The organism is Dyadobacter bucti, assembly GCF_005869225.1.
GTDB classification, from domain to species: domain Bacteria; phylum Bacteroidota; class Bacteroidia; order Cytophagales; family Spirosomataceae; genus Dyadobacter; species Dyadobacter bucti.
The window spans coordinates 387,996-411,721 of record NZ_SWFP01000004.1; the positions used below are offsets into that span (position 1 = coordinate 387,996).

Sequence of the window (23,726 nt, forward strand, 5' to 3'; positions counted from 1 at the left end):
TACCTGTTGGATTACGACGGTTTGATCCGCCCAAAATGAACGGGTTGGGTTCGAAGTAACATACAAGCATTTCATTTTTACGAATAATTACAAAAAAAATAAAAAATTTCACAAAATGGCCGAGGGTATTGCTTCAATAAAACACTCTTATGGATAACTACTTCCTTAATTTGTATGAATCCTAAGTCTATTATTGAAAGTAAACCGCATATTACGGAACAGGCCAGATTGTTGTCCGATTTTCCGGATGTTAAGAAAGCCCAGACAGATTTTGTTGATTCAGAATTGTTTATCAAGCAGGCATTTGAAGTAGATCCGGCGAGAGGTTATGAATTGCTTTTCAAAAGATACTATAAACAACTTTGCAGTCATGCGGTCCGGTTCGTGTATTCCAGGGACATTGCAGAAGACATCGTAGTGGATGTATTCGGGCAGTTTTGGTCCAAGCAGCTGCATACCTCCGTCGTCACATCGTACAGGTCCTATTTATTTACGTCCGTCAGGCATGCGGCATTTCATTATATGAAAAAAAACTTTGGCAAAGAGGCGCTCACCGAGGATTTGGGGGAGCTGCCGGTAGCAGCTTCGGCATGTACTCCCCAGCAGGAGCTGCAGTTTCAGGAGCTGGTTCTCAAAGTGGAGCAGGTCATAAGGTCACTATCCCCGCAAAACCAAAAAGTGTTCTTAATGAGCCGGTTTGAAGGGAAAAGAAATACGACGATCGCCGAGGAGCTGGGACTATCCGTGAAGACCGTGGAAGGACATATAACCAAAGGGCTGTCGATCCTCAGAAAGGCTCTGCAGGACCATGGATTGCTTTCCGTCATCCAACTATTTCTGCTATTTATTTGACGGGATTTTGCCGTCAGAACACATCATACTGAATTTAACTAAGCATGAAGAAACCCTTTCTTTCAAAACAGGTGATACAGAATTTCTTCGAGGGGAAAACAACCCGGATGCAGAATATTCTGATTCAGGAATGGCTGGATAACCCGGCCAACCGGGAGCTGTATTTTCAATGGCTGGAAGAATGGGAGAGCGAGAATCCTCAGTTTACTCCTAACATTGATCTGGCTTATGAACGTTCATTGTATACCGTTCAAAATAATACTGCTGATCCCAACTTGCCGGCATCCCTGGCGCGGACACTTTCCAGATCCTTCAGAAGAAACCTTTTTTTCCTTCAGTGGGTAGCTGCCGCTTGTTTTATCCTGCTTGTCAGCGCTTATTTGTCTTCCGACTTCTGGCTCTACCGGCAGTATGAAACCGGCTATGGCGAAATACGGGTCGTAAGGCTACCCGACAGCACCCGGGTCACACTTAACGCCAACTCGGTTTTGACCGTTCCGCGCTTTGGATTCGGAAGCGGTACAAGGGAAGTCAGGCTGAAAGGAGAAGCCGAATTTGCGGTAAAACACACACCCGACCACAGAAAGTTTATCGTTAGGACGCCTGATAAGCTGGAAGTGAGGGTGTTAGGGACGGAATTCATCGTTTACAGCCGCGACAGGGGCTCAAAGGTAGTGCTGAGCCAGGGAAGCGTTCAGCTGAGGTCCCTCAAAGAGCTGAACCCCAAGCCAGTCCTTCTGAAACCCGGTGATATTGCCATGTTGTCGGTCCAGGGAAGGCTTACCGTCAGTCATAGCCAGACCTTATCCACCCATCAGGCCTGGAAGCAGCGCAGGTTTATGTTCGAAAATACACCTGTGTCTGAAATTGCCTATCAGATCAGCGAGCATTTTGGCGTGAATGTAGTTGTGTCGGATTCCGTTCTCGCGAAACGGACCCTCGGGGGCACCTTCAACGCCAGCGATCCCGCGAACATTATCAAAGTTGTGTCTGATGTTCTGAATGCCCGTGTGACCCGCTCCCCTCGGACCGACGGACAGTCGGAAACCTTTATCCTCAATTCCAATCATTAGTCTGTATCTTAAATCGTTAATTGTTATGACCAAACTAGTACACTTTCAAGTGTTGGTAACCTTAATGGTGGGATGTCTGTTAGATGTGTCGCCTTTAAAAGCCCAGCTGATGGCCCAGAATCATACGAAAAGCAGTGCCGGACCTACAACAAGCCCCGGCAGCAAAGTGACTTTACGGGATGCACTCATGCAGGTAAAAAAGCAGTTCAAGGTGGATATTTTATTTGAGGAAAAATTGCTCGAAGGCATTACCGTATTGCCGGCACAGATACAATCCGGGCAGTCGATTGAAAACAAACTCAACAATATGCTCACTCCGGCCGGGTTACGTTTCAAAAAAGTGAGTAAACAGACCTACCTGATCCTGACAACTCAGGACGAAACCAAACAGGGGGCGGAACAGCCGGTGCCAGAAAACAACGAACCGCCTGCCACATCGCAGCAGCCCACATCGAGTTCTTCCCAGATCATTCTCGTTGCGCCGGAAGCAACTAATAAAGCAATTGACCGGACCGTAAGCGGTGTCGTGAAAGGAGATGCAGGTGAATCGTTGCCAGGTGTGAGCGTCCTCCTGAAAGGAACAACAAGGGGAAGCACTACCGACGCGAATGGAAAATACAGCATCACGTTAGGTGATGATCTCAAGGCAGATGCTGTGCTGGTTTTTTCTTACGTCGGTTACCAGAACCAGGAAGTCGTTGTGGGTACCAGATCTGCCGTCGATGTTTCAATGGTACCTGATCTGAAAAGCCTGGAAGAAGTGGTGGTCGTCGGGTATGGTACCCAGAAGCGCGAGCAGATCACAAGTGCCATTGCGAGCATTAAATCAGAGGATTTTGTGAAGGGGCCAGTCCAGGATGCAGCTCAGCTCATTCGGGGCAAAGTAGCCGGACTTACCGTGGTGACGCCGAGCGGAGATCCGACCGCATTGGCCCAGATTTCCCTCAGAGGAAATGCGACGATCAATGCCAGTTCCGAACCGCTGATTCTGATTGACGGGGTTCCGGGAGGCCTGAACACCGTAGCGCCTGAGGATATAGAATCGATAGATGTTTTGAAAGACGGTTCCGCAGCTGCGATCTACGGGACCCGCGGAACAAACGGCGTAATTCTGATCACTACCCGAAAAGTGAAAGGGGAAACACCGGCCATCCTGGAAGTGAACTCCTATTTTACTACCCAAAGGATGACCCGCAAGCTCGATTTCATGGACGTGAACCAGTATCGTCAGCTTGCCGCCCAGCAAAAGCCCGGAGCGATTGATTACGGCCACAGCACGGACTGGCTCCGGGAAGTTACCCAAAAACCGCTGTCCCAGGTGCACAATATCAGTCTCCGTGGCGGTTCCCGCACGACCAATTACATTGTCAGCATGGAGTACCGGCACCTGAATGGAATCATGAAAAAATCGGATAACTCTACGCTTTTTCCACGCATAGAAGTAAACCACTCGATGTTTGACGGGTTATTGAAGATCAATGCAAACCTGAGCGGTTATCAGCAGAAGTTTTACTCGATAGACGGCGGTTCCTACTCAGGGCTGGTTTACCGGAACTCGCTTACCTTCAACCCTACCGAGCCTTTAAAGGATGAAAACGGCAAGTGGACTGAACGGACCGACAAAACAGACTATATGAACCCGCTAGCGCTGATCGAAGAATCGCACGGACAAAACAGGAACAACAACTTGAGAACTTACGGTACCATTTCCCTCGCACCTATAGAGGGACTTGAAATCAAGGGGTTGTTTGCCCGTGATATGTACAACAGTACCAGGGGATATTACGAAACAAAAAACCATTATTCAACAGCCAGGAATGGCCGCAACGGGTTTGCGTCGAGAGGCACTACCCGCTCTCAGGACGACCTGTTCGAATTCACAGCGAACTATAACAAAAGTATACAGGACCACAACTTCGTGCTTCTGGCAGGACATACATGGAGGCGGTACAATATTGAGGAATACTGGATGCAAAACTGGGATTTTCCGACCGACAACTTTACCTACAATAACATTGGTGCGGGGTTGGCCCTCAGGCGCGGGCAGGCTCCGGAGTCGTCTTCCCAGTCGGAGAACAAGCTGATCAGCTATTTTTTCAGGGTCAATTACAGTTTTATGAACAAATACCTGTTAATGGCCAGTGTTCGTCACGAAGGATCATCCCGATTTGGAGCCAACCATAAATGGGGCAGCTTCCCGGCTTTTTCTGTTGGCTGGAATTTGAAAAGAGAGGCCTTTCTTGAAAATACAAACACGGTTTCCAACATGAAACTGCGTGCCGGCTACGGGGTAACGGGAACCGAACCGGGCACTTCCTATATCTCGCTCAATAAAATCAATTTCAATACCAATGTACTGATCAATGGTCAGTGGGTGCAGGCAATCAATCCTTCCAATAACGCCAACCCCGACCTGCGCTGGGAACGCAAGGAAGAGGTTAACATCGGGCTGGATTATGGTTTCATGAATGACCGGATTTCCGGGTCGGTGGATGTTTACCGCCGCACTACCCGAGATCTGATCGCCAATTTCCCGGTGCCTACGCCTCCTTACCTGTACAGTACCATCACAGCCAATGCGGCTTCCATGGAAAACAAAGGGATCGAGATCCAGGTCAATGCCATACCGTTACAGACACCTTCTTTCCGATGGACAACTTCTGCTAATTTTTCCACCAATTCCAACAAGATACTTTCACTGTCCAACGACAGGTTTGCGCTTGCCAGCGGTTATTTCGATACGGGCAATACAGGAGAGCCTATTCAGCAAACCACCCACCGCGTGCAGGTTGGGCAGCCGATCGGGAATTACTGGGGATTCAAAACAATTGATATCGATGAAACCGGGCACTGGATTATTGAAGGAAAAGACGGGCAGCCCAAGCCAATTGCCCAGCAGCAGGCGGACGACAAGCAGATCATCGGAAACGGTTTGCCCAAACGTTACCTCAACTGGAATAATACGCTGGCCTACAAAAATTTCGATCTGAATATCACCATGCGCGGCGCATTTGGCTTTCAGATCCTGAACATGACGGAAATGTTCTGGAGCGCGCCGGTGATGCTGACAAGAGGTAACCTGCGTTCCAATGCCTACGATCCGATTTACGGCAAACGCCCGCTGGCGGACGACCAGTCGCTGAACTATGTGAGCTACTACATCGAAAACGGTAATTACTGGAAAATCGACAATGTCACACTGGGCTATAACCTCAACCTGAAAAACAAGTATGTGAAACGCGGCCGGGTTTATCTGGCGGTTGCCAACCTGTACACCATCACCGGGTACAAAGGCATTGACCCGGAAGTCGGGATCAGCGGATTGTTCCCGGGCATAGATGATAAAAACCGGTATCCTGCCACTACGAGCTTCACTGCGGGAGCCATGTTGACATTCTAGTTTTATCAGACATAAAATCAAAAAGATCTTACGCTATGAAGCCAATTAACTCATATCTTTTTACAACACTTTTGCTCGCCTTTGCCACAAGCGCATGCAATAATGATCTGGACGAAAAAATCTACTCCGAAGTGACGGAGGAGTCGTATAATTATAACAATGCTTACCAGGCGATGAGTATCGGCTATGCCAGTATGCGCGGCCTGATATCGCATACACATTACTATATGGCGCAGGAATCGACCGCCGATGCCATCGTCATGCCTGCCAATGCTTCCGGATGGGATGACGGCGGTATTTACAAACGCATGCACCTGCATACATGGAATTCGGAAAACCCGCAGATGAACAATATGTGGAACAGCTTCTATTCCGGGGTCACCAACGCAAACCGGGTAATTGATCAGCTCACCGTCGGGAAAATCGCTGTTCCCAATGGCGTTACCAAGGAAGCCCTGGTGGCCGAAATGCGCGCAGTGAGGGCGTTCTTTTACTGGATGCTTTGTGATAATTTCGGAGATGTGCCTCTGATCACCGACCGGTCGGACGAGCTGCTGGGGAAAACCGCCAGGAAGGACATTTATCTGTTTATCGTTAAAGAACTGACGGAGTCTATCCCGACATTGAGCGAAGACCGGAACACGCTGATGTACGGACGATTCAACAAGTGGGCAGCCAAAACGCTGCTGGCTAATGTTTATCTCAATGCACAAGTGTATGCCGGAGAATCCAGATGGGAAGAATGCCTGGCATTGTGCAACGAGATCATTGCTTCGGGCAAGTATAAACTCGAGTCGAGCCTTTCTGCCCCTTTTGTGACTGAAAATCAGAATTCCCAGGAAATCATATTTGCAATTCCTTTCGAAGAGAACCTGGCAGGCGGGTTCAGTGCGCACATGTTTTCATGGCATGCTTCCTTGAAAAACAAGGTCAATATGCAGGCAACGCCCTGGGGAGCCGGGTCGGCAAAGGGAGTCCCGCAATTTATCAATACCTATGATCCGGATGACAAGCGCCTGGCCGCAACCTGGATGATCGGGCCGCAGTTTGCAGTAGACGGGGTGACGCCGTTGAAAGGTTCTTATGACCAGGCAGGTAAAAATGTGGTGCTTACCAATGAACTTCCCGACGGACTGTACACAGGCGAAGCGGAAGGGTACAGGATGAATAAGTTCGAAGTAAAAACAGCTGCGATGGGTAGCCTGGGCAACGACTTTCCTTTTTTCCGTTATGCACAGGTGCTGATGATGAAAGCTGAATGTTTGCTGCGTACGGGAAAAGCCAACGATGCCGCCATGGTGGTTTCGGAAGTGCGTGCGCGGGCTTTTACCGCAAAACCGGCAAAAGCTACTGTGACCGCGGCTGACCTGCAGAAAGGCAGCAGCTACCAATACGGTTATGTTGAAAATTACAAAGTCGTCGAGCCTGGAAATGCAGCAGCCATCCAGTATGGCCGGATGTTCGATGAGCTGGGGTGGGAGTTTGCCTGGGAAGGATTCCGTCGCCGCGATATGATCCGTTTCGGAGTGTATACCTCGAAAAGCTGGTTGTCGCACAAGCCGAACGGGGAGTTCAGAGCCGTGTTTCCGCTGCCTCAGATTGCCATTAATTCAAATCCAAAGCTGGAACAAAACCCGGCCTATCAATAAAAATAAAGATGAAGCAGTACTTTGTTTGTTGTGTTTTCCTGATTTCGGCGTTCTGCGGCTTTGGTCAATCTCCGGCCAAAACCCAGGTGTCGCGACAGGTAATGCAGCGAATTTTTGAGGAGGTCAAAACACCCTACAAATACGGAGTCGTAATACCCCAGCCGGATAGCGGCCGCATGGTCGACAGCCCTACCGTGTTCCGGAAAGACGGGCTTTGGTACATGACCTATATCATCTTCGACGGCAAGGGATATGAGACCTGGCTCGCCAAAAGCGATAACCTGCTGCAATGGACTTCTCTGGGCAAGATCATGTCTTTTACTGAAAATACCTGGGATGCGACGCAAAAAGCCGGTTATGTGTCATTGGTCGATACGGAGTGGGGCGGATCCTATGAGCCTGAGCGGTTGGGGAATAAGTATTGGCTTTCGTACCTGGGCGGTAGTGAAAAGGGTTATGAGGCAGGCAGGCTGGGTATCGGAATCGCCACAAGTGATGATCTGACCAAAGCCAGGGAGCTGGACCGGTTGGCGCAGCCGGTATTGTCGGCAGTGGATAAGGATGCACGCTGGTATGATGATAAAACAATTTACAAAAGTCTGATCATAAGGGACAAAGAACGAAAAACAGGCCATCCTTTTGTCATGTACTACAATGCAAAGGGTGAAAGGGCAGATGCAAAAGGCAACGGTTTCGAAAGTATTGCCATGGCTGTTTCCGATGATATGCATCATTGGAAACGCCACGGCCAGAAACCGCTGATCACCCGTAACACCGGGATCTGCGGCGACGCTCAGATCACAAAAATCGGCGATGTGTATGTGATGTTCTACTTCGGGGCTTTCTGGAAACCGGGCGCTTTTGAGCGGTTCGCATGTTCCTATGACCTTATTAACTGGACAGACTGGGACGGAGAGGATCTGATCGCACCAACCGAACCTTTTGATAAAACTTATGCGCATAAACCCTGGATCGTCAAATGGAACGGTGTGGTATACCATTTTTACAATGCAGTAGGCAGTCAGGGCAGGGTCATTGCGCTGGCTACCTCCAGAGACTTGGAGGCAGGTAACTAACATATAAGAAATGGTGGTAAGAATAATTTGTTTCCTGGTCGGAGTGACAGGTATTTTAACAGTCCGGGCGCAGGATTTTGTGTTACAACCGGATCGTTTCAGACCTTATATCACCGCCTTCAACGAAGCCGACGAAGAGATTTACAAACAGCTTGTTCCCAATGATAAAGCCTGGGAATTTCTGTCGCAGAATATTCCGCTTTTTGAATGCCCCGACAAACAGCTGGAACAAACCTACTATTTCCGCTGGTGGACGTACCGCAAACATCTTAAACAAACCCCGGAAGGCTACATTGTTACGGAGTTTTTGCCTGATGTGGGCTGGGCGGGCAAATACAACTCCATCAATTGTCCGGCAGGCCATCATTTTTATGAGGGCAGATGGTTGCGGGATACCTCTTTTTTGAAGCAGTATGCGAGGTTCTGGTTCAGGGGAGGCGCAAGTCCCCGATCTTACTCGTCCTGGGCTGCGGATGCGATCAGTGCTTTTGCGCAAGTCCATCCGGATACAGCTTTCCTGGCAAATTTATTACCGGATCTGACCAACGATTTCCGGGAGTGGGAGAAAATGAGGCTCGATTCGACAGGCTTATTCTGGCAGACAGACGATCGCGACGGTATGGAGGTGTCTGTATCCGGCGCATACGGGAAGAAAAACGAGGGATACCGGGCCACGATCAACAGCTATATGTACGGCAATGCAAAGGCTTTGTCCCATATCGCCAAAATGGCCGGCAATAATGCTATCGAACAAGAGTATAACCAAAAGGCGGTCTATATCAGAAAGCAGATATTGGGTAAACTATGGGATGACCGGGCTCAGTTTTTCAAGGTTATTCCAAGAGGTTTGCCTGCATTAAAACAAGCCGACGTTCGGGAGCTGCACGGATTTACACCCTGGTACTTCTCGATCCCGGAGGAAAAACACGCCATCGCCTGGTCACAGCTGACAGACGAAAAGGGATTTTGGGCTGCCTATGGCCCGACTTCCACCGAGCAGCGGCACGCCGGATTTCGCATTGCCTACGAGGGACATGAATGCCAGTGGAACGGCCCGAGCTGGCCTTTTTCCACCACGATTACTTTAACATCTCTGGCAAATCTGCTCAATAATTACAACCAGAAGGTGATGACAAAATATGATTTCTGGAAACTGCTCATTACATACAGCCGCTCTCATCAGCGGGTGAGGGAAGACGGCAAACTCGTACCCTGGATAGATGAGAACCTGAACCCTTTTACCGGCGACTGGATTTCGCGCACGCGTTTGTCGACCATGGAAAATGGCAGCTGGTCTGCTAAAAAAGGAGGCCGTGAAAGGGGAAAAGACTACAACCATTCTGCTTTCGGCGACCATATCATTTCCGGACTGGTCGGAATCAGGCCGCAAGCTGGAAACATGCTGGTAGTTAACCCGCTTATTCCTGACAATACCTGGGACTATTTTTGTCTGGACAAAGTTTCGTACCACGGTAAAAATATTACTGTCCTGTACGATAAAACCGGCACCAAATATGGAAAAGGAAGCGGTTTGCGGGTGTTTGTTGACGGTGTGGAACGCGCTTTTGCTCCTTCATTGACAAAGCTTACCCTGTCCATCTGATAAGTTTTATAAATTGACACAATACTCAGGTCATCAAAATCCGTATGAAAACAATTACAATCTTTTCCTTTCTTTTTCTATTCTATACTGTACTGTTCCAGGCTGCCGGTCAGTCTGTTACCCGTCCGGCGGGAGCTTATTCGGGCAGCCGTGCCCCTTTGCGTTCCAATCCGTACAGTGAACTTCCGCTGGGTGCTATCAAACCGCAGGGGTGGCTGAAGGAAATGCTTGTCAGTCAGAAAAACGGGGCAACGGGCAAGCTTGACGAGCTGTACCCATTGGTGATGGGAAAGCGCAACGGCTGGCTGGGCGGAGATGGCGATCAATGGGAGAGGGGGCCGTACTGGATCGACGGTTTACTTCCGCTCGCCTACATACTGGACGACCAGGAACTGATCGCCAAAACGAAGCCCTGGGTAGAGTGGGCGATCAGCAGCCAGCAGTCCGACGGATATTTCGGCCCGTCGAAAGACTATGGCCGTGAGCCCGGCGTGCAGCGCGACAACAGCCGTGACTGGTGGCCGAAAATGGTGATGCTGAAAATTTTGAAACAGTATTATTCGGCTACCGGCGACAAGCGTGTTATTTCACTGATGACCAATTATTTTAAATATCAGCTCAAACAGCTACCCGCAAAACCCCTGGACCACTGGACGTTCTGGGCCCGCTACCGTGGTGCTGACAACCTGATGATCGTATACTGGCTGTATAACATTACAGGCGACAAGTTTTTACTCGATCTCGGCAACCTGATACACACGCAAACTTTTGACTATACCAATGCCTTTTTGAATACGGATTTGTTATCGACCCGGGGCAGCATTCATTGTGTCAATCTGGCGCAGGGCATCAAAGCACCGCTTATTTATTTTCAGCATCATCCCGATCAAAAATACCTGGATGCAACCAGGAAGGGTTTTGCAGATATCCGGAAATTTAACGGGATGGCACATGGGTTGTATGGAGGCGATGAAGCATTGCATGGCAACGATCCCACGCAGGGTTCCGAGTTGTGCTCAGCGGTGGAAATGATGTTTTCGCTGGAAAGTATCCTGGAAATCACTGGTGACGTAGGTTACGCCGACATGCTCGAAAAAGTAGCATTTAACGCTCTGCCAACGCAGATTTCGGACGACTTCATGACGCGTCAGTATTTTCAGCAGGCCAATCAGGTAATGACCACCCGGCATCACCGCAATTTCGACGTTAACCATGGAGGAACCGACCTTTGTACGGGGTTGCTAACCGGATATCCGTGCTGTACTTCCAACATGCACCAGGGCTGGCCCAAATTCGTACAGAACCTCTGGTATGCCACTGCCGACAAAGGCATTGCGGCATTGGCGTATTCCGCCAGCGAAGCAAAGATCAGGCTACCCAGCGGAATTGACGTGGCTGTGAAGGAAGAAACAGCATATCCTTTTGAAGAAACCATCCGGTTTACCATTTCTCCATCCGCCAAATCAATATTTCCGTTTCATTTGAGGATACCGGAATGGTGCCGCAAAGGATCGATCAAAGTGAACGGCAAACTCTGGCTGGAGCCGGACGGAAACCAGGTTGTGAAACTCACCCGGGAGTGGGAAAAAGGAGATGTCGTTGAGCTGACCCTGCCGATGCATATTTTCAAAAATACCTGGGTCGAAAATTCTGTTTCGGTGGAGCGCGGACCACTTACGTATGCTTTGAAAGTAGGGGAGTCTTCCAAAACGGTGCAGAATCAGAAGGACCCGGTAGATTACGGATCAGTCTATACCGAACTACGCCCGAGCACTCCCTGGAATTACGGGCTGATCTATACGCCGGACAACAAACTGGAAGAGCAGTATAAATGGGAAGTCGCGAAGCCGGTTTCCGCTTATCCCTGGAATCCGGAAAACGCGCCTATGCAGATAAAAACCAAAGCCCGGCGGATTCCGTCGTGGGGCCTTTACAATGAAATGGCAGGTCCCGTACCTTACAGCATTACCTATCAATTGGAAACGGAGGACCAGGAAGAGGACATCGTCCTGATCCCGTATGGCTGCACAAATCTCAGGATATCCCAGTTTCCCGTGATACCGAAAAAGTAAAAGCCAATTCGTAATACCAAAAAAGGTCGAATCAGAGATCAAAGTCTTGGATTCGACGTTTTTATGTAGTTTAAATTATTCTTTCCAAAACATTTGGAGGTAAAAAATCATTATAAATCCCTTCGGCATGATACCCGTCAAACGAAATTTTTTGGGGTAATTAATTTCTCTTGCCCGGATTTCCATCACGTATAGTTGCTACCGTTTTGATCTTTACTACGGCCCCCATCATGCCCACCATGCCGCTACGGATGCTGACGGGATCGGGATTGTCAACGGGAACTAGGGAAACATGTTTTTTATCTGGGATATGATCTTTGAACCAGCTAAAATGACGGGGGAATTTTCAGAGCATATTGGCCTGGAAGGCTATCAAGAGGAACCGTGGTAGGTGCAATTAGGCTATCCGTTGTTCAGGTCGAAGGATCAACGTAGTGAACTGTCTCAATAATTTCGGACAATAACATCGTACAAGTTATTGATTTTTAATTATTTACATTGGTTTGTAAAATTTAATGATACAAATTTTTTAATTTACTATCCTACAAAGTCTATATACTATATAAAAATTAATACCTTTGTTTTCGTGTTAACAAAAACTCTTCTGATGAAAACATTTTTCCTACTTACCAAGCTCCGTTGTTGCCATTACCTTATTGTAAAAGAACCAACTCTTGGGCATGAGCCATGGTCATGTAGGAATTGAAATATTCTTCGGTCACCAATAATTAAAAAACATAGAAACCACCAACTGTTATAGCATGAAACAATTTTTGAAATCGACTTTTTTAATAGCTGCACTCTTTTTCCCTTTATTTCTGTCCGCCCAGGACAGCCCCACTATTAATGCAACCGTTACCGGTAAGGTACTGGACGCTGCTACCAATGAAGCACTGGTCGGTGCAACGGTGACAATTAGAGGAACAACCAATGGAGACGTTACAGATGCAAACGGGGAATTCAGCCTGGTTACCGGCCAGAAGTTACCGTTCACGCTTATCGTAACTTATGTAGGTTATCTTAAAAAAGAAGTCCTGATTAACGAAAGCAAGGTTGAGATCAAACTCGACGTAAATAATACACAACTGGAAGATGTAGTGATTTCCTCACGTCGCCGTCAGGAATCCGCTCAGGAAGTACCCATCCCGATTTCCGTTATTGGCGGGACCAGGGCCGAAGATGCCGGTGCGTTTAATGTGAACCGGCTGAAGGAATTGGTACCTACTGTGCAATTGTATGCTTCCAATGCCAGAAATACAACGCTTAACATTCGCGGATTGGGCTCAACCTACGGATTAACCAACGATGGAGTTGACCCTGGTGTGGGCTTTTATGTGGACGGTGTTTACTATGCACGTCCTGCGGCCACTGCACTCGATTTTATTGACATCGAACGTGTTGAAGTACTGCGCGGGCCACAGGGAACGCTTTTTGGAAAAAACACAACTGCGGGTGCCTTCAACATCACTACACGCGCTGCCAGCTTTACCCCCGGCGCCAACTTTGAGCTGAGCTATGGTAATTTGGGTTTTGTACAGGCCAAAGCGTCCCTCACCGGACCGATCAGCAAAAAACTGGCCGCGCGCGTTTCCTTTACAGGTACCCAGCGTAACGGTACTTTTTTTAATGCTCATACGCAATTGCCGATCAACGACATTAATAACATCGGTGTAAGAGGGCAGATACTGTATGCACCCAGCGAAAAAGTAAATATCACCGTGATCGGGGATATTTCGGATCAGAAACCTACCGGCTACGGCTGGCCGGTGGCTGGGGTAGTAACTACCAAAAGAGCCGATTACAGGCAGTTCAACAACATTATCGCTGATTTGGGATATACACTTCCTTATAAAAGTGCATTTGACCGTGTACTGGATCTTGATACACCTTCGAAAGCTGATAACCAATTGGGAGGTGTTTCGGTAAACGCCGATATTAAAATAGGCAACGGAACACTGACTTCTACATCTGCGTGGCGTTACTGGAAATGGACACCTCTGAACGACAGGGATTACATTGGATTGCCGGTATTTACGATTTCGTCGGGTAACTCCAAGCACGATCAGTGGTCACAGGAAATACGCTACTCCGGGAAAATATCACCCAAATTGAGCGGTGTAGTAGGTGTGTTCGGCCTTTGGCAGGACCTGACATCCGATCCGGTACAAACCGAAGAAGCGGGTTCGGCCCAATGGCGGTTTGCACAAAGCTCAACCAGTCCGCTTTGGAAAACTCCGGGTCTGTTTGACAATTTCGGTATACGCACTACAAACGAGATCAAGAGCACGAGTTTGGCAGTATTCGCGCAGGCCGACTGGGCTGTCACAAGCAAGATCCACGTGTTGCCGGGGATACGTTACAACTACGACAAAAAAGTTGTTGATTACAACCGGGTGGCTTATGGAGGATTGCAGACAACGGACCCCGCATTGGTGGCTTTGAAAAACGGGGTATACAGTAATCAAGCTTTTAACACGGATTATGCGGAGGGAAATTTCTCAGGGCAGTTGTCTGTGCAATATAAACCCAGCAGCAGTTTTAATGCCTATGCTACTTATTCCATTGGTTACAAGCCAATTGGTGTGAATGTAGGTGGTTTGCCAACAGCAAACGGACAGATTTTGCTCGACCTTGCCAATGTGAAACCTGAATACGTGGATCACAAAGAATTTGGTATCAAAACCAAACCGTCACGGAATTCCGTATTGAACCTGACTTTCTTCCGCTCTGATATCGACGATTACCAAACCCAGGTGCAAACTCCTGAACCTGGTGTAAACAGGGGATATCTGGCCAATGCAGAAAAAGTACGGGTACAGGGAGCGGAAGTAGATGGTAACATCCGGTTTGGTGCACTCACGCTGAACGCTGCGGTTGCTTACACTGATGGTAAGTATGTCCGTTTCGCCAATGCACCGGTACCCTTGGAAGAAGTAGGAGGACCTCAGGCTTTCAAGGATGTGTCCGGAGGAAGGCTGCCGGGTATCTCCAAATGGTCGGGATCAATAGGTGGCGAGGTTGTTGTGAAAGGAACCTTTATAGGCCTGAAAGGAAATTACTTCCTGGGTGTTGATGAATTTTTACGGTCGGAATTCTCGTCAAGTCCTTCACCATCCCAATATCTGAATATCGATGGGTATGGACTTACCAATGCACGGGCGGGTTTCAGGGCATCTAATGGAATTTCGTTCTTCTTCTGGGGCAGAAACGTCTTCAACAAGAATTACTACGAGCAACTATTGGCTGCTCCGGGGAGCTACGGACAATATGCAGGGATCGTTGGCGACCAGCGTACCTATGGCGTAACTTTGAGATATACGTATTGATATTCAGGTTGTGAAAGTGGCGAAAGCCGATTTTCACAAAAGCAATCGATGGATTATAAAAAGAGCTGCGAACACGTTTCGCAGCTCTTTTTGTACCCATATACCGTCCCGCTGGGACTTGTCAATCTCATACGAACGGCGCTATCAATATTTGGTCCCGACGGGACCGTGGCATGTCCTGACCCTGACGGGTCACATAACGTTGCCCAATGATGTGTTTTTGGAATAGCATGAACCCGCATCATTAACATTGAAACATCCGGCCGTTATTCAATCATATTGGCCGGAAGCTTTTCCGCCAAAAAGAGATACTGCTTTGGAAAATGATGCTGCCAGATATTGGGATTGTCAGGACTGTTGTTAAATTCTTTGAAATACGCCTCATCCGCGTGCAGGACAATGGTTTTACCCGTTCTTACGTAATAGTTACTATTATAAAAAGCCGGGACGTTAAAGCCGGGGATCTGCTTTTTTACGGCTTTTGAAACCATTTTACCCAGAAATTTCTGGTAGTTCCTTCTGGCCCGTTTGCTGGGTTTGCTCATTCTGTTGTAGACATGCTTTAAGGCCAGGTTCTTTGGGAATTTTTGTTTCCTGATCATCGCCTTCGCTCCACGGAAGGGATTCACAGCTGTGAAATCATCGACTGTCTGAACGGAAAACGGCACGTCGGGCACCCAGTCTGCCGTGTTGACAACATTGTATCCCCAGCCGCCCTTTGTCATGTTCTCATAGTCGTAGGCATAGTACAGATTACCCGGTTTAGGACCAGCACTGCAATAGGTTTTGAAACGGATATCTTCCGGTAATTTTTTGTCAGACTTAAGATTTTCCAGGTAAGAATTGAGCATGAATGTGATCCCGCCACCCTGGCTATGACCGGTCAGAATGAAGTCTTTAATTCCTGATTTATAGCAAGAGTCGATTTTATGTTCAATGGTTTTGGACAGATACGCCATAGCTACAAACCATCCGACATGCACAGCCGCATTAGGGTTATTCGACAAATTGTAGGTAAACTTAAAATCCTTGTCCAGCTGCAGCTCGCCTTTTGCCGGTATCATAGCCGCATATAAGTTTGCTAAAAAGCTCGCGCCGGTAGCAATGCTGCCTTGCACGGCGATCATGGCTACTCTTTGATCTTTGTGTACCCACAAATCCCAGATATTATCAAAGGCCACAACGGGCGAGCGGTAGACGAACCTGAAGTTTTCCGGTTCCGGAATGGTGGTGATTTCGGCCCATTTATTAAGTGCAATGTGCGCTTTCTGGTTGATTTTTAATGTCTCCAGATATTCTTGTTTATTGAAACCAGGTTTTAAGACCTGGGCGCTGATCGCCTGAGAGCGTAGGATCAGTATCACTAAAAATGGGAAGTAGAAAACCTTTGCTGACATATTTCCGGATTTGCTGGTGAACAATACCTTGGTTTGGCAGTCACTTAACGGGTAGTGACTTTTTCTGATTGCAATATCGCATAAAAAGCAATCTGGCAACCCCGGGAGCGGACAGTTTTGTACGATATCGGACAGTTCCATTTTCGTACTTCTTCATTTTTCCTTGTAAAAATGGATTTTCAGTTTTGGCATAGCGTTTGATGACGTATAGCGTGCTACTTCAGTTACATTTTCATATATATCCTTTTATGATAGAGAACTACCTTAAAGTTGCGTGGCGGAACATGCTCAAACATCCGCTCAACACCGGGCTGAATATCTTTGGGCTGACACTGGGTTTGGTTAGCTGCATATTGATGATGCTGTATGTGGTCGATGAGCTAAGTTACGACCGGTTCCACTCCAGAGCGGAACGGATATTTCGCATCAATACTTACGCCAAGTTCGGTGGCACAGAACAGGATCTGGCCGAAACCCCCGACCCGATCGGCCCGACCCTGAAAAATGACTTCCCGCAAGTAGAAGCGTACGTCCGGTTTTTTACCCAAAACGGCTCCCGGCTGGTCAGAAAAGGCAATGAGTACCTGGAAGAGCCACGTACGGTATTTGCTGATTCCACCCTGTTCAAGGTTTTTGACCTGCCTGTGCGCTCCGGAAATCCGGAAACCGCGCTTGTCAGGCCCAATTCAGTTGTGATTACTGAGTCAACAGCTAAAAAGTATTTCGGTAGTACTGATGCCGTCGGCAAAACGGTTGAAGTCGATAAGTCACCCTATTACGTAAGCGCCGTGATACAGGATATTCCCTCCAATTCGCATTTTCATTTCGATTTTATCTTTCCGATGAGCGGGCTGGATTACGGGTGGGGCAATTTTCTGACGACCAACTTCAATACATATATCCTTCTGAAGGACGGGGTCGATCACCGTATTTTTGATAAAAACCTGGCCACTGTTATTACAAAATATATTTACCCTCAGGCCAAAGAACTGCTGAAACTCAAAAGCCCGGAGGATTTCAACCGCGGGGATACCCGGTTTCAATTCAACCTCACTGCATTGACCGACATTCATCTCCGGTCGAACCGTCGCGGGGAGATCGAAGCCAACGGAAATATGCAGTTCGTATCCATTTTTACGGCTGTGGCTATTTTTGTACTATTGATCGCCTGCATCAATTTTATGAATTTGTCGACAGCCCGCTCCACAGCCCGTGCTAAGGAAGTGGGTGTGCGAAAAGTTTTGGGGACGTCCAGGTCGTCGTTAATTGGTCAGTTTATGACTGAATCCATTTTTACGGCGGCGCTGTCGCTTGTGCTCGCCGGAGGACTTACCTGGCTGGCTATTCCGTTTTTCAATCAGATAGCCGCCAAGGAATTATCGATCCGCTATTTGGTAAACCCTTATGTGGTGTCAGTTTTCGTCTGTCTGCCGGTGCTGGTCGGTCTGCTGGCAGGCAGCTATCCTGCCTTTTTCTTATCAGGCTTCAAGCCCATTGCCATGCTGAAAACAAATACCGGCAACCCCGCCGGGAAAAATTCATTCCGCGATATTCTGGTTGTTTTTCAGTTCATTACCTGCATTATGCTCATGATCGGCACGATCATTATCTATCGTCAATTATCCTATATTCAGACTAAAAACTTAGGCTTCAACAAAGAGCAGATACTGATTATCGACGGAGCCAGGGCGCTTGGAGAGCATACAGAATCATTTAAGAATGAGTTTATGGGGCTTCCCGGTGTCACTTCCGGCACGGTGAGCGGATTTCTGCCAATTTCTCCGTCACTGAGAAACGGGCAGACGCTAGCCAGGCAGGCAGACCGAAGCCCGGAAAACATGTTCGATACCCAGTCGTGGGTGGTCGATGTTGATTATATCAAAACAATGGGCATGAAAATCGTCAAAGGAAGAGGTTTCTCGCGGGGCTTCGGCTCTGACGAAAACGGGATCATCATCAACCAGTCGCTGGCAAAATTGCTGGGCTACCCCGATCCTGTGGGGCATCTTTTATATTCGGGAGACCCAGGTCAAAAACCGTTCACAGTGATCGGTGTCGTTGAAGACTTTCATTATGAATCGTTGCGCAGTAACATAGGGCCTCTGTTTTTTTCACTGGGTACCCACCCGGACCGCATGGCTTTCCGGGTGGATGCGGGTGCCAGCCCAGCGGTATTAAAACAAGCCGAAAAGCTCTGGAAAGCCGCAGCAACAGGCGCGCCATTCCAGTACCGGTTTATGGATGAAGCATTTGACGCGATGTACCGGACCGAGCAGCGGGTAGGGGAAGTGGCGGTCATATTTGCAGTAGTCGCCATCCTGATTGCCTGCATGGGCCTGTTTGGTCTGGCGACCTATATGGCCGACCAGCGCAGGCGCGAAATCGGGATCCGCAAAGTATTGGGGGCCAATCCCTCTGAGATCGTTTCATTGCTTTCCTCGGATTTCCTGAAACCTGTCCTCATAGCGATCCTGATTGCCTGCCCGCTGGGATATTATTGTATGGGGCAATGGCTGGGAAATTTTGCTTACAGGATCGATGTCGAGTGGTGGATACTGGTAACTGCCAGTTTGCTGGCCATTTTTATCGCTCTGCTGACGGTAAGTTTTCAAAGCCTGAAGGCAGCGTTGACAAACCCGGTCAAAAGTCTGCAGAACGAATGATCTGAAAAACAGTTGTTACCCCGGCGATTCACAGTGTTATGGCGTTATTTCCAGTATGCTGTGAATCGCTATCGGCGGAACCGAAACGGTAATGTTTCCATTGCTGTACCTGTATTGTAACGGCGTATTTTCCGGCTGTAATTTTACATTTTTGGGTGCTGCGGACGCCCGGAGGGTTACCGTGATGTTGCCCAGAGCAGGCACCTCGTTGTAAACCATCACATTGGGATTGTCATGCGGCCCCGAGGTGTTGATCAGATGTACGTAGGATTTGCCGTTTTTGCGGGTCACAACCTGATGGACGTTTGCTGAGCCGGTCACTGTAGACAAGAGTTTTACATCCATATCGGCCAGAATGCTCTTGATAAGGGAAGGCATCAGCAGGTTTTTGTTACGGGTATAAAAATCGCCCATATTCAGATAAACGCCCGCAATTTTACCCTTACCAAGCGAACTTACAGTAGCCAAAGGATTGTCTTCTCTGAACCGAAGGTCATCTTCCCGGTAGTAGTTGCCGACGGTACGCGTTCCCTGTAACGGACGCACTTGCCTGAAGTCTGTTTTCAGCCGGATGATCTCATGGCCAATTCCTGCATGTATCAGACTGTCTTTCAAAAATCCGGTTGTTTTTTCTATACCTAACTGTTCAGCAAAAGCGTCCGTGGCCTTCGCGCCGATAACGATCAGATTCCCGCCGTCCTTTACGTAGGTCAGCAGTTCTTCTTTTTGTAATGGATCTATACCTTCCCATTCCGGCAAAACCAGTACAGGATAATTTTTTATTCTGTCGGACAACTGGTGGTCCATCAGGATCTCGGCGGGCAATTGGCTGTCCAGCAGTACATTGAGCGATCCTTTGAGTGCCTGCTGCGAATGCGGCGTATACAGGCCCAAGGCGGGTTTGCGCCTCCACGAATAGGTGGAAAAAATCAGGCCGATCTGCGGCGTGACCGTTCCCTCGTAGCAGAATGCTTTGCGCTCGTTGCTGAACCGGATCAGTTCCCCCATCTTTTTAAACTGGTAAGGTTCCGGTGTCCCGTCCAGATTTTGCTGCCAGTAAGTCTGAAAACCGCCTCCCATAGCAAGCACTTCGGCCGCTTCCTGTTTGAGCTGCACTACGGATTTTGTTGATTTTTGGTCGTTTTTCCACGCAAATGACCATGACATCAGGTCCCACGGCTTGCCTTGCAGCGCCAGGCAACGACTTTCGAAAGCAGAGCTGTATACACTGTTCGAACCGGCTACATCCCCGGAAAGGAAATTGACCGGCAGGTCTGCTTTTTCAGGCATCATAGACGAAAATGCCCAGTTACTTGTGATTTTAAAGTCGGGATTGGCCTGATGTGCGACATTTACATAGTCATTGATATAATTCCTGAAGAGCTTTCTGTTGAATTCCATCCACTCAAAATAGTGGTTGTCCGTTCTTTTTCGGGGAGCGACGGCGACTCCGGTTTCCTTTGTAAAAGCGGCCGTAACAGCCGGAGAGTAATCCGGGCCGAGCGCCCAGCAATCGCCGTCGATCCAGGCGCCATCCAGTTTGTAATCTTTGATCAGTTCAAGAAGCTGCGGTTGCAGAAGCGCTGCCGGATAGCCGCCCAGCAATGAAATTGCACGTTTGTCTCTGGCGCTGTCCGCGTTGATCCGGGCCCATTCGGGATGGAGCTCCACAGCCCTGTCATCCAACACACCCGAATAGTGGACAAACAGCGGGATCTTATGCCTGGCGGTGACTTCCCGCCAGATTTTCATAATATCTTTCTCAAACCGGGGAGGTGCATAACCCACCTTGGTAGGGTAGCTCGACAGCCCGTAATGTCCTTTGCAGTCGACCTGGATAAAATCCGGCTTTGCTATGGACAGCAGCGAGTCAATCAGGCCGGCGGTAAAAGTTTTTCCGATTAAAGTATCCCACAGCATGGCATGGAAATCAAGATGCAGACCAGCAAAACGATCTTTCGCGGCGATTTTTTTGGGCGAAGAGTCGTTTTTTTGTGCAAATGAAAGGGTAGAGATCAGGCAGAAGAAGAGAATGGCGGCGGCTGCTTTTTTCATAGAAGGTGGTCCCGCACAGGATTTCGCGCGGTATTTTGAGGAGGTTTAGGGAATTGGGATTGGGTTTGCTAAAACACTTTCTATGAAAAGTGCTTATTCCGTTCAGTTACTTGTTTACCACCTAGAATTCGAACCAATAACCAAGAACCGCCGCCTCCGTCCGCGATGCGTGTAGTGCTGACCGTTAAGAGATGATATTCTTCATCGGAAACAAGCGCGGGTTCAGACATTGTATATCCTGGCGCAACTCCCGCCCCAGAGCTTATCCTTTTCAGTTTCGCTGAGCGAGGCAGTGTTTCTTATTACGATCTCGCAAACTTCTCCGTAAGAAGCTCCTACCAGGCATACCGGCCAGTCACTTCCGAACATCAGCCGGTCGGGGCCGAATATTTCCAGCATTTTATCGACGTATTTTTGAAAATCCCCGTACTTCCAGTTTTTCCAGTCGGCTTCGGTCACGAGTCCGGCGAGTTTGCAGCTTACATTTTCCATCGGGGCAAAGGCTTGCATTTGTTCAGCCCAGTCGTCGAACAGCTGGTCTTTGATAAAAGGCTTGGCAAGATGGTCAACTACAAACCGCTGATCCGGGAAAAGTTTTACGAAATCGACAGCGTAGGGGATATGTCTCGGGTGGATCAGGACATCGTAAGTGAAATCGTAGCTGGAAAGTGCTGCAATGCCTTTGCGAAAATCAGGACGCAGCAGAAAATCGTCTTCCGGCTCCGCCTGTACAATATGCCGGAAACCTTTGAGCATACTGAACTGTGAAAAATACTCCAGCCGTTCTTCGATGTTTTTTGCACGAAAATCGACCCAGCCGACAACGCCTTTTATAAAATCATATTCAGCAGCCAGGTCGAGCAGGAAATGCGTCTCCTGTTCACTCTGGTCAGCCTGTACCGCGATGCCCTCGGTGATACCCTCCGCCTCAAGTAACTTGAGCAGGTCGCCGGGCATAAAATCATTTTTAATCACCGCCATATCATCGGTGATCCAGGCGTCTTTTACAGGGTCATAATGCCAGAAATGCAGGTGGCTGTCTATTTTCATTACAAATGGTTTTGATCATTAATAAGCGAGGCACGATGGCCCTATCGGTTCGAAGGATTTGTAACCCAGCGAAAATTCCTAATGTCCGAGCTGCTCCGAACAGCTCTTTCCACCTTGTGCTACAAACATGACTTTGTCGAAAATCTCTTGTGCCACTTCTTCGGTCGACGCCTCATTGGTCAGTATTTTTCCGGCATTGATATCCATATCTCCTTCCATTCTCGCAAAGGTTTCCGGGTTTGCACAAATCTTGATGACCGGCGAAACTGCTGAGCCCGCCACCGATCCCCGGCCGGTAGTAAACAATACACAATGCGCGCCCGAGGCAATCAATTCGTTCATTTCGGAAATATCATTGGGGTTGGGAAACCCGAAACGCGGCTCCCCGTCCGGCACGATATCCATCAGGTACAAGCCCGGTACTGTTGTAGGATCGCCCGGTTTGATCAGCCCGGTAATCGGCGCGGTGCCGCTTTTGCAATATGCGCCCATCGATTTTTCCTCCAGAGTCGTAAGCCCGCCTTCCGCATTGCCCGGCGCAAAGCTGCCGTGACCCATGACCGCATGGTAACGTGCCGCCTTTGCTACCGCCTTTTGTAATTCTTCCGCCAGTGCCGGATGTCTTGCACGGTTGCCGAGGAGATTTTCGAGGCCGATCATTTCGCCGGTGTTTTCAAAAATCGTGGTACTGCCTGCTTCATTCAGCATATCGAAAGCCAGTCCGGCTGCGGGGTTGGCGGTAATGCCGCTTGTGGCATCGCTTCCGCCCGAAACGATTCCGACGATCAGCTCATCCACAGAAAACGGCACGCGGGGCACTTTTCTGATCGTTTCCAGCGCGGACGTAACGAAAGAAATTCCCTCCTGCACACTGTTTCCAGTCCCCCCGGCCGTTTGAATGCCTATCAGCCTGACTGGTCTGCCGCTGGCGGCGATCTGTTCATACAGCCGGTTGCGGTTAAAACTTTCGCAGCCCAGCGACACCAGCAGTACCGCGCCTACATTGGGATGTGTGCATAGTGCATTCATCATTTTGTCGGCGTAACCATTCGGATAGCAGCCGCTGAATCCGATCAGATGAACGGGTTCGTCTTCAAACCGTGAGGTTACCTTGCGCGCCACATGATGTGCGCATTCCACCAGATAAGCCACCAGCACAATGTTACGGATGCCTTTTCGTCCGTCCTTCCGCAGAAATCCGGTGCCCGTTTTAGGGTTTGATAAATTCATGGTCTAAAGTATAGGTGGGAATATAATCGCTCTTCAGATTGTGCAGGTGAACGTGGTCGCCGAAGCGGATGTCCTCAGTCGCCGAGCCGATCGGGATACCGAATTTGATTACCTGCTTTCCAAAGGGAATTGCACAGGCAGCCACTTTATGTCCCAGCCCCAATGTTTTTTTTGAAGTAAAAACACGACCGTCTATGACCATTGTTTCTCCTTCTTCCACAGTCTGCCGGACGACGTATACATTGTCCAGCGGATTGATTTTAAATAATTTATCCATAAA

At 48.7% G+C, this 23,726-nt stretch carries 14 protein-coding genes; 9 read left to right on the plus strand and 5 right to left on the minus strand.

Annotation, left to right across the window (positions count from 1 at the left end):
- Positions 1 to 174: 174 nt before the first annotated feature.
- The 8 genes from FBF61_RS15400 to FBF61_RS15435 all read left to right on the plus strand — a co-directional run bounded on the left by FBF61_RS15400 (position 175) and on the right by FBF61_RS15435 (position 15,051).
- On the plus strand, positions 175 to 852 hold the full coding sequence (locus tag FBF61_RS15400) for an RNA polymerase sigma-70 factor (protein WP_138478718.1): 678 nt from the start codon (positions 175 to 177) through the stop codon (positions 850 to 852).
- A gap of 44 nt (positions 853 to 896) precedes the next feature.
- On the plus strand, positions 897 to 1,925 hold the full coding sequence (locus tag FBF61_RS15405; protein ID WP_138478720.1) for a FecR family protein: 1,029 nt from the start codon (positions 897 to 899) through the stop codon (positions 1,923 to 1,925).
- Between the two features lie 25 nt (positions 1,926 to 1,950).
- Positions 1,951 to 5,325: a SusC/RagA family TonB-linked outer membrane protein gene (locus tag FBF61_RS15410; RefSeq protein ID WP_138478722.1), complete on the plus strand. Its 3,375-nt coding sequence runs from the start codon at positions 1,951 to 1,953 to the stop codon at positions 5,323 to 5,325.
- A gap of 35 nt (positions 5,326 to 5,360) precedes the next feature.
- Positions 5,361 to 6,974 carry a RagB/SusD family nutrient uptake outer membrane protein gene (locus FBF61_RS15415; protein WP_138478724.1) on the plus strand — a complete coding sequence of 538 codons (1,614 nt, stop codon included), beginning with the start codon at positions 5,361 to 5,363 and terminating at the stop codon, positions 6,972 to 6,974.
- Positions 6,975 to 6,982: 8 nt separating this feature from the next.
- A complete protein-coding gene (locus FBF61_RS15420; protein ID WP_138478727.1) occupies positions 6,983 to 8,050 on the plus strand; it encodes a glycoside hydrolase family protein in 1,068 nt (355 codons plus the stop codon).
- Positions 8,051 to 8,060: 10 nt separating this feature from the next.
- Positions 8,061 to 9,653 (plus strand): MGH1-like glycoside hydrolase domain-containing protein, encoded by a 1,593-nt coding sequence (locus FBF61_RS15425; protein ID WP_138478729.1) that lies wholly within the window; start codon positions 8,061 to 8,063, stop codon positions 9,651 to 9,653.
- A 44-nt stretch (positions 9,654 to 9,697) separates the two neighbouring features.
- Positions 9,698 to 11,725: a beta-L-arabinofuranosidase domain-containing protein gene (locus FBF61_RS15430; RefSeq protein WP_138478731.1), complete on the plus strand. Its 2,028-nt coding sequence runs from the start codon at positions 9,698 to 9,700 to the stop codon at positions 11,723 to 11,725.
- A 761-nt stretch (positions 11,726 to 12,486) separates the two neighbouring features.
- On the plus strand, positions 12,487 to 15,051 hold the full coding sequence (locus FBF61_RS15435; RefSeq protein WP_138478733.1) for a TonB-dependent receptor: 2,565 nt from the start codon (positions 12,487 to 12,489) through the stop codon (positions 15,049 to 15,051).
- Positions 15,052 to 15,317: 266 nt separating this feature from the next.
- Here FBF61_RS15435 and FBF61_RS15440 read toward each other — a convergent pair whose 3' ends face one another.
- Positions 15,318 to 16,448 (minus strand): lipase family protein, encoded by a 1,131-nt coding sequence (locus tag FBF61_RS15440; protein WP_138478735.1) that lies wholly within the window; start codon positions 16,446 to 16,448, stop codon positions 15,318 to 15,320.
- A 248-nt stretch (positions 16,449 to 16,696) separates the two neighbouring features.
- On the opposite strand from FBF61_RS15440, the gene FBF61_RS15445 reads away from it, so the two are divergent.
- The gene (locus FBF61_RS15445; RefSeq protein WP_138478738.1) at positions 16,697 to 19,111 is read left to right on the plus strand and encodes an ABC transporter permease; all 2,415 of its coding nucleotides are present in this window, start codon (positions 16,697 to 16,699) and stop codon (positions 19,109 to 19,111) included.
- 36 nt (positions 19,112 to 19,147) lie between these two features.
- On the opposite strand, the gene FBF61_RS15450 is transcribed toward FBF61_RS15445, so the two are convergent.
- From FBF61_RS15450 to FBF61_RS15465, 4 genes are all read right to left on the minus strand, one after another.
- Positions 19,148 to 21,166, minus strand: coding sequence for an alpha-amylase family protein (locus FBF61_RS15450; RefSeq protein ID WP_138478740.1), 2,019 nt, complete (start codon positions 21,164 to 21,166; stop codon positions 19,148 to 19,150).
- 222 nt (positions 21,167 to 21,388) lie between these two features.
- Positions 21,389 to 22,216, minus strand: coding sequence for an amidohydrolase family protein (locus tag FBF61_RS15455; protein ID WP_138478742.1), 828 nt, complete (start codon positions 22,214 to 22,216; stop codon positions 21,389 to 21,391).
- 78 nt (positions 22,217 to 22,294) lie between these two features.
- Positions 22,295 to 23,446 (minus strand): UxaA family hydrolase, encoded by a 1,152-nt coding sequence (locus FBF61_RS15460; protein ID WP_138478744.1) that lies wholly within the window; start codon positions 23,444 to 23,446, stop codon positions 22,295 to 22,297.
- Positions 23,427 to 23,723: a UxaA family hydrolase gene (locus tag FBF61_RS15465; protein ID WP_138478746.1), complete on the minus strand. Its 297-nt coding sequence runs from the start codon at positions 23,721 to 23,723 to the stop codon at positions 23,427 to 23,429. Before FBF61_RS15465 ends, FBF61_RS15460 begins: the two co-directional genes overlap by 20 nt.
- Positions 23,724 to 23,726: the final 3 nt, after the last annotated feature.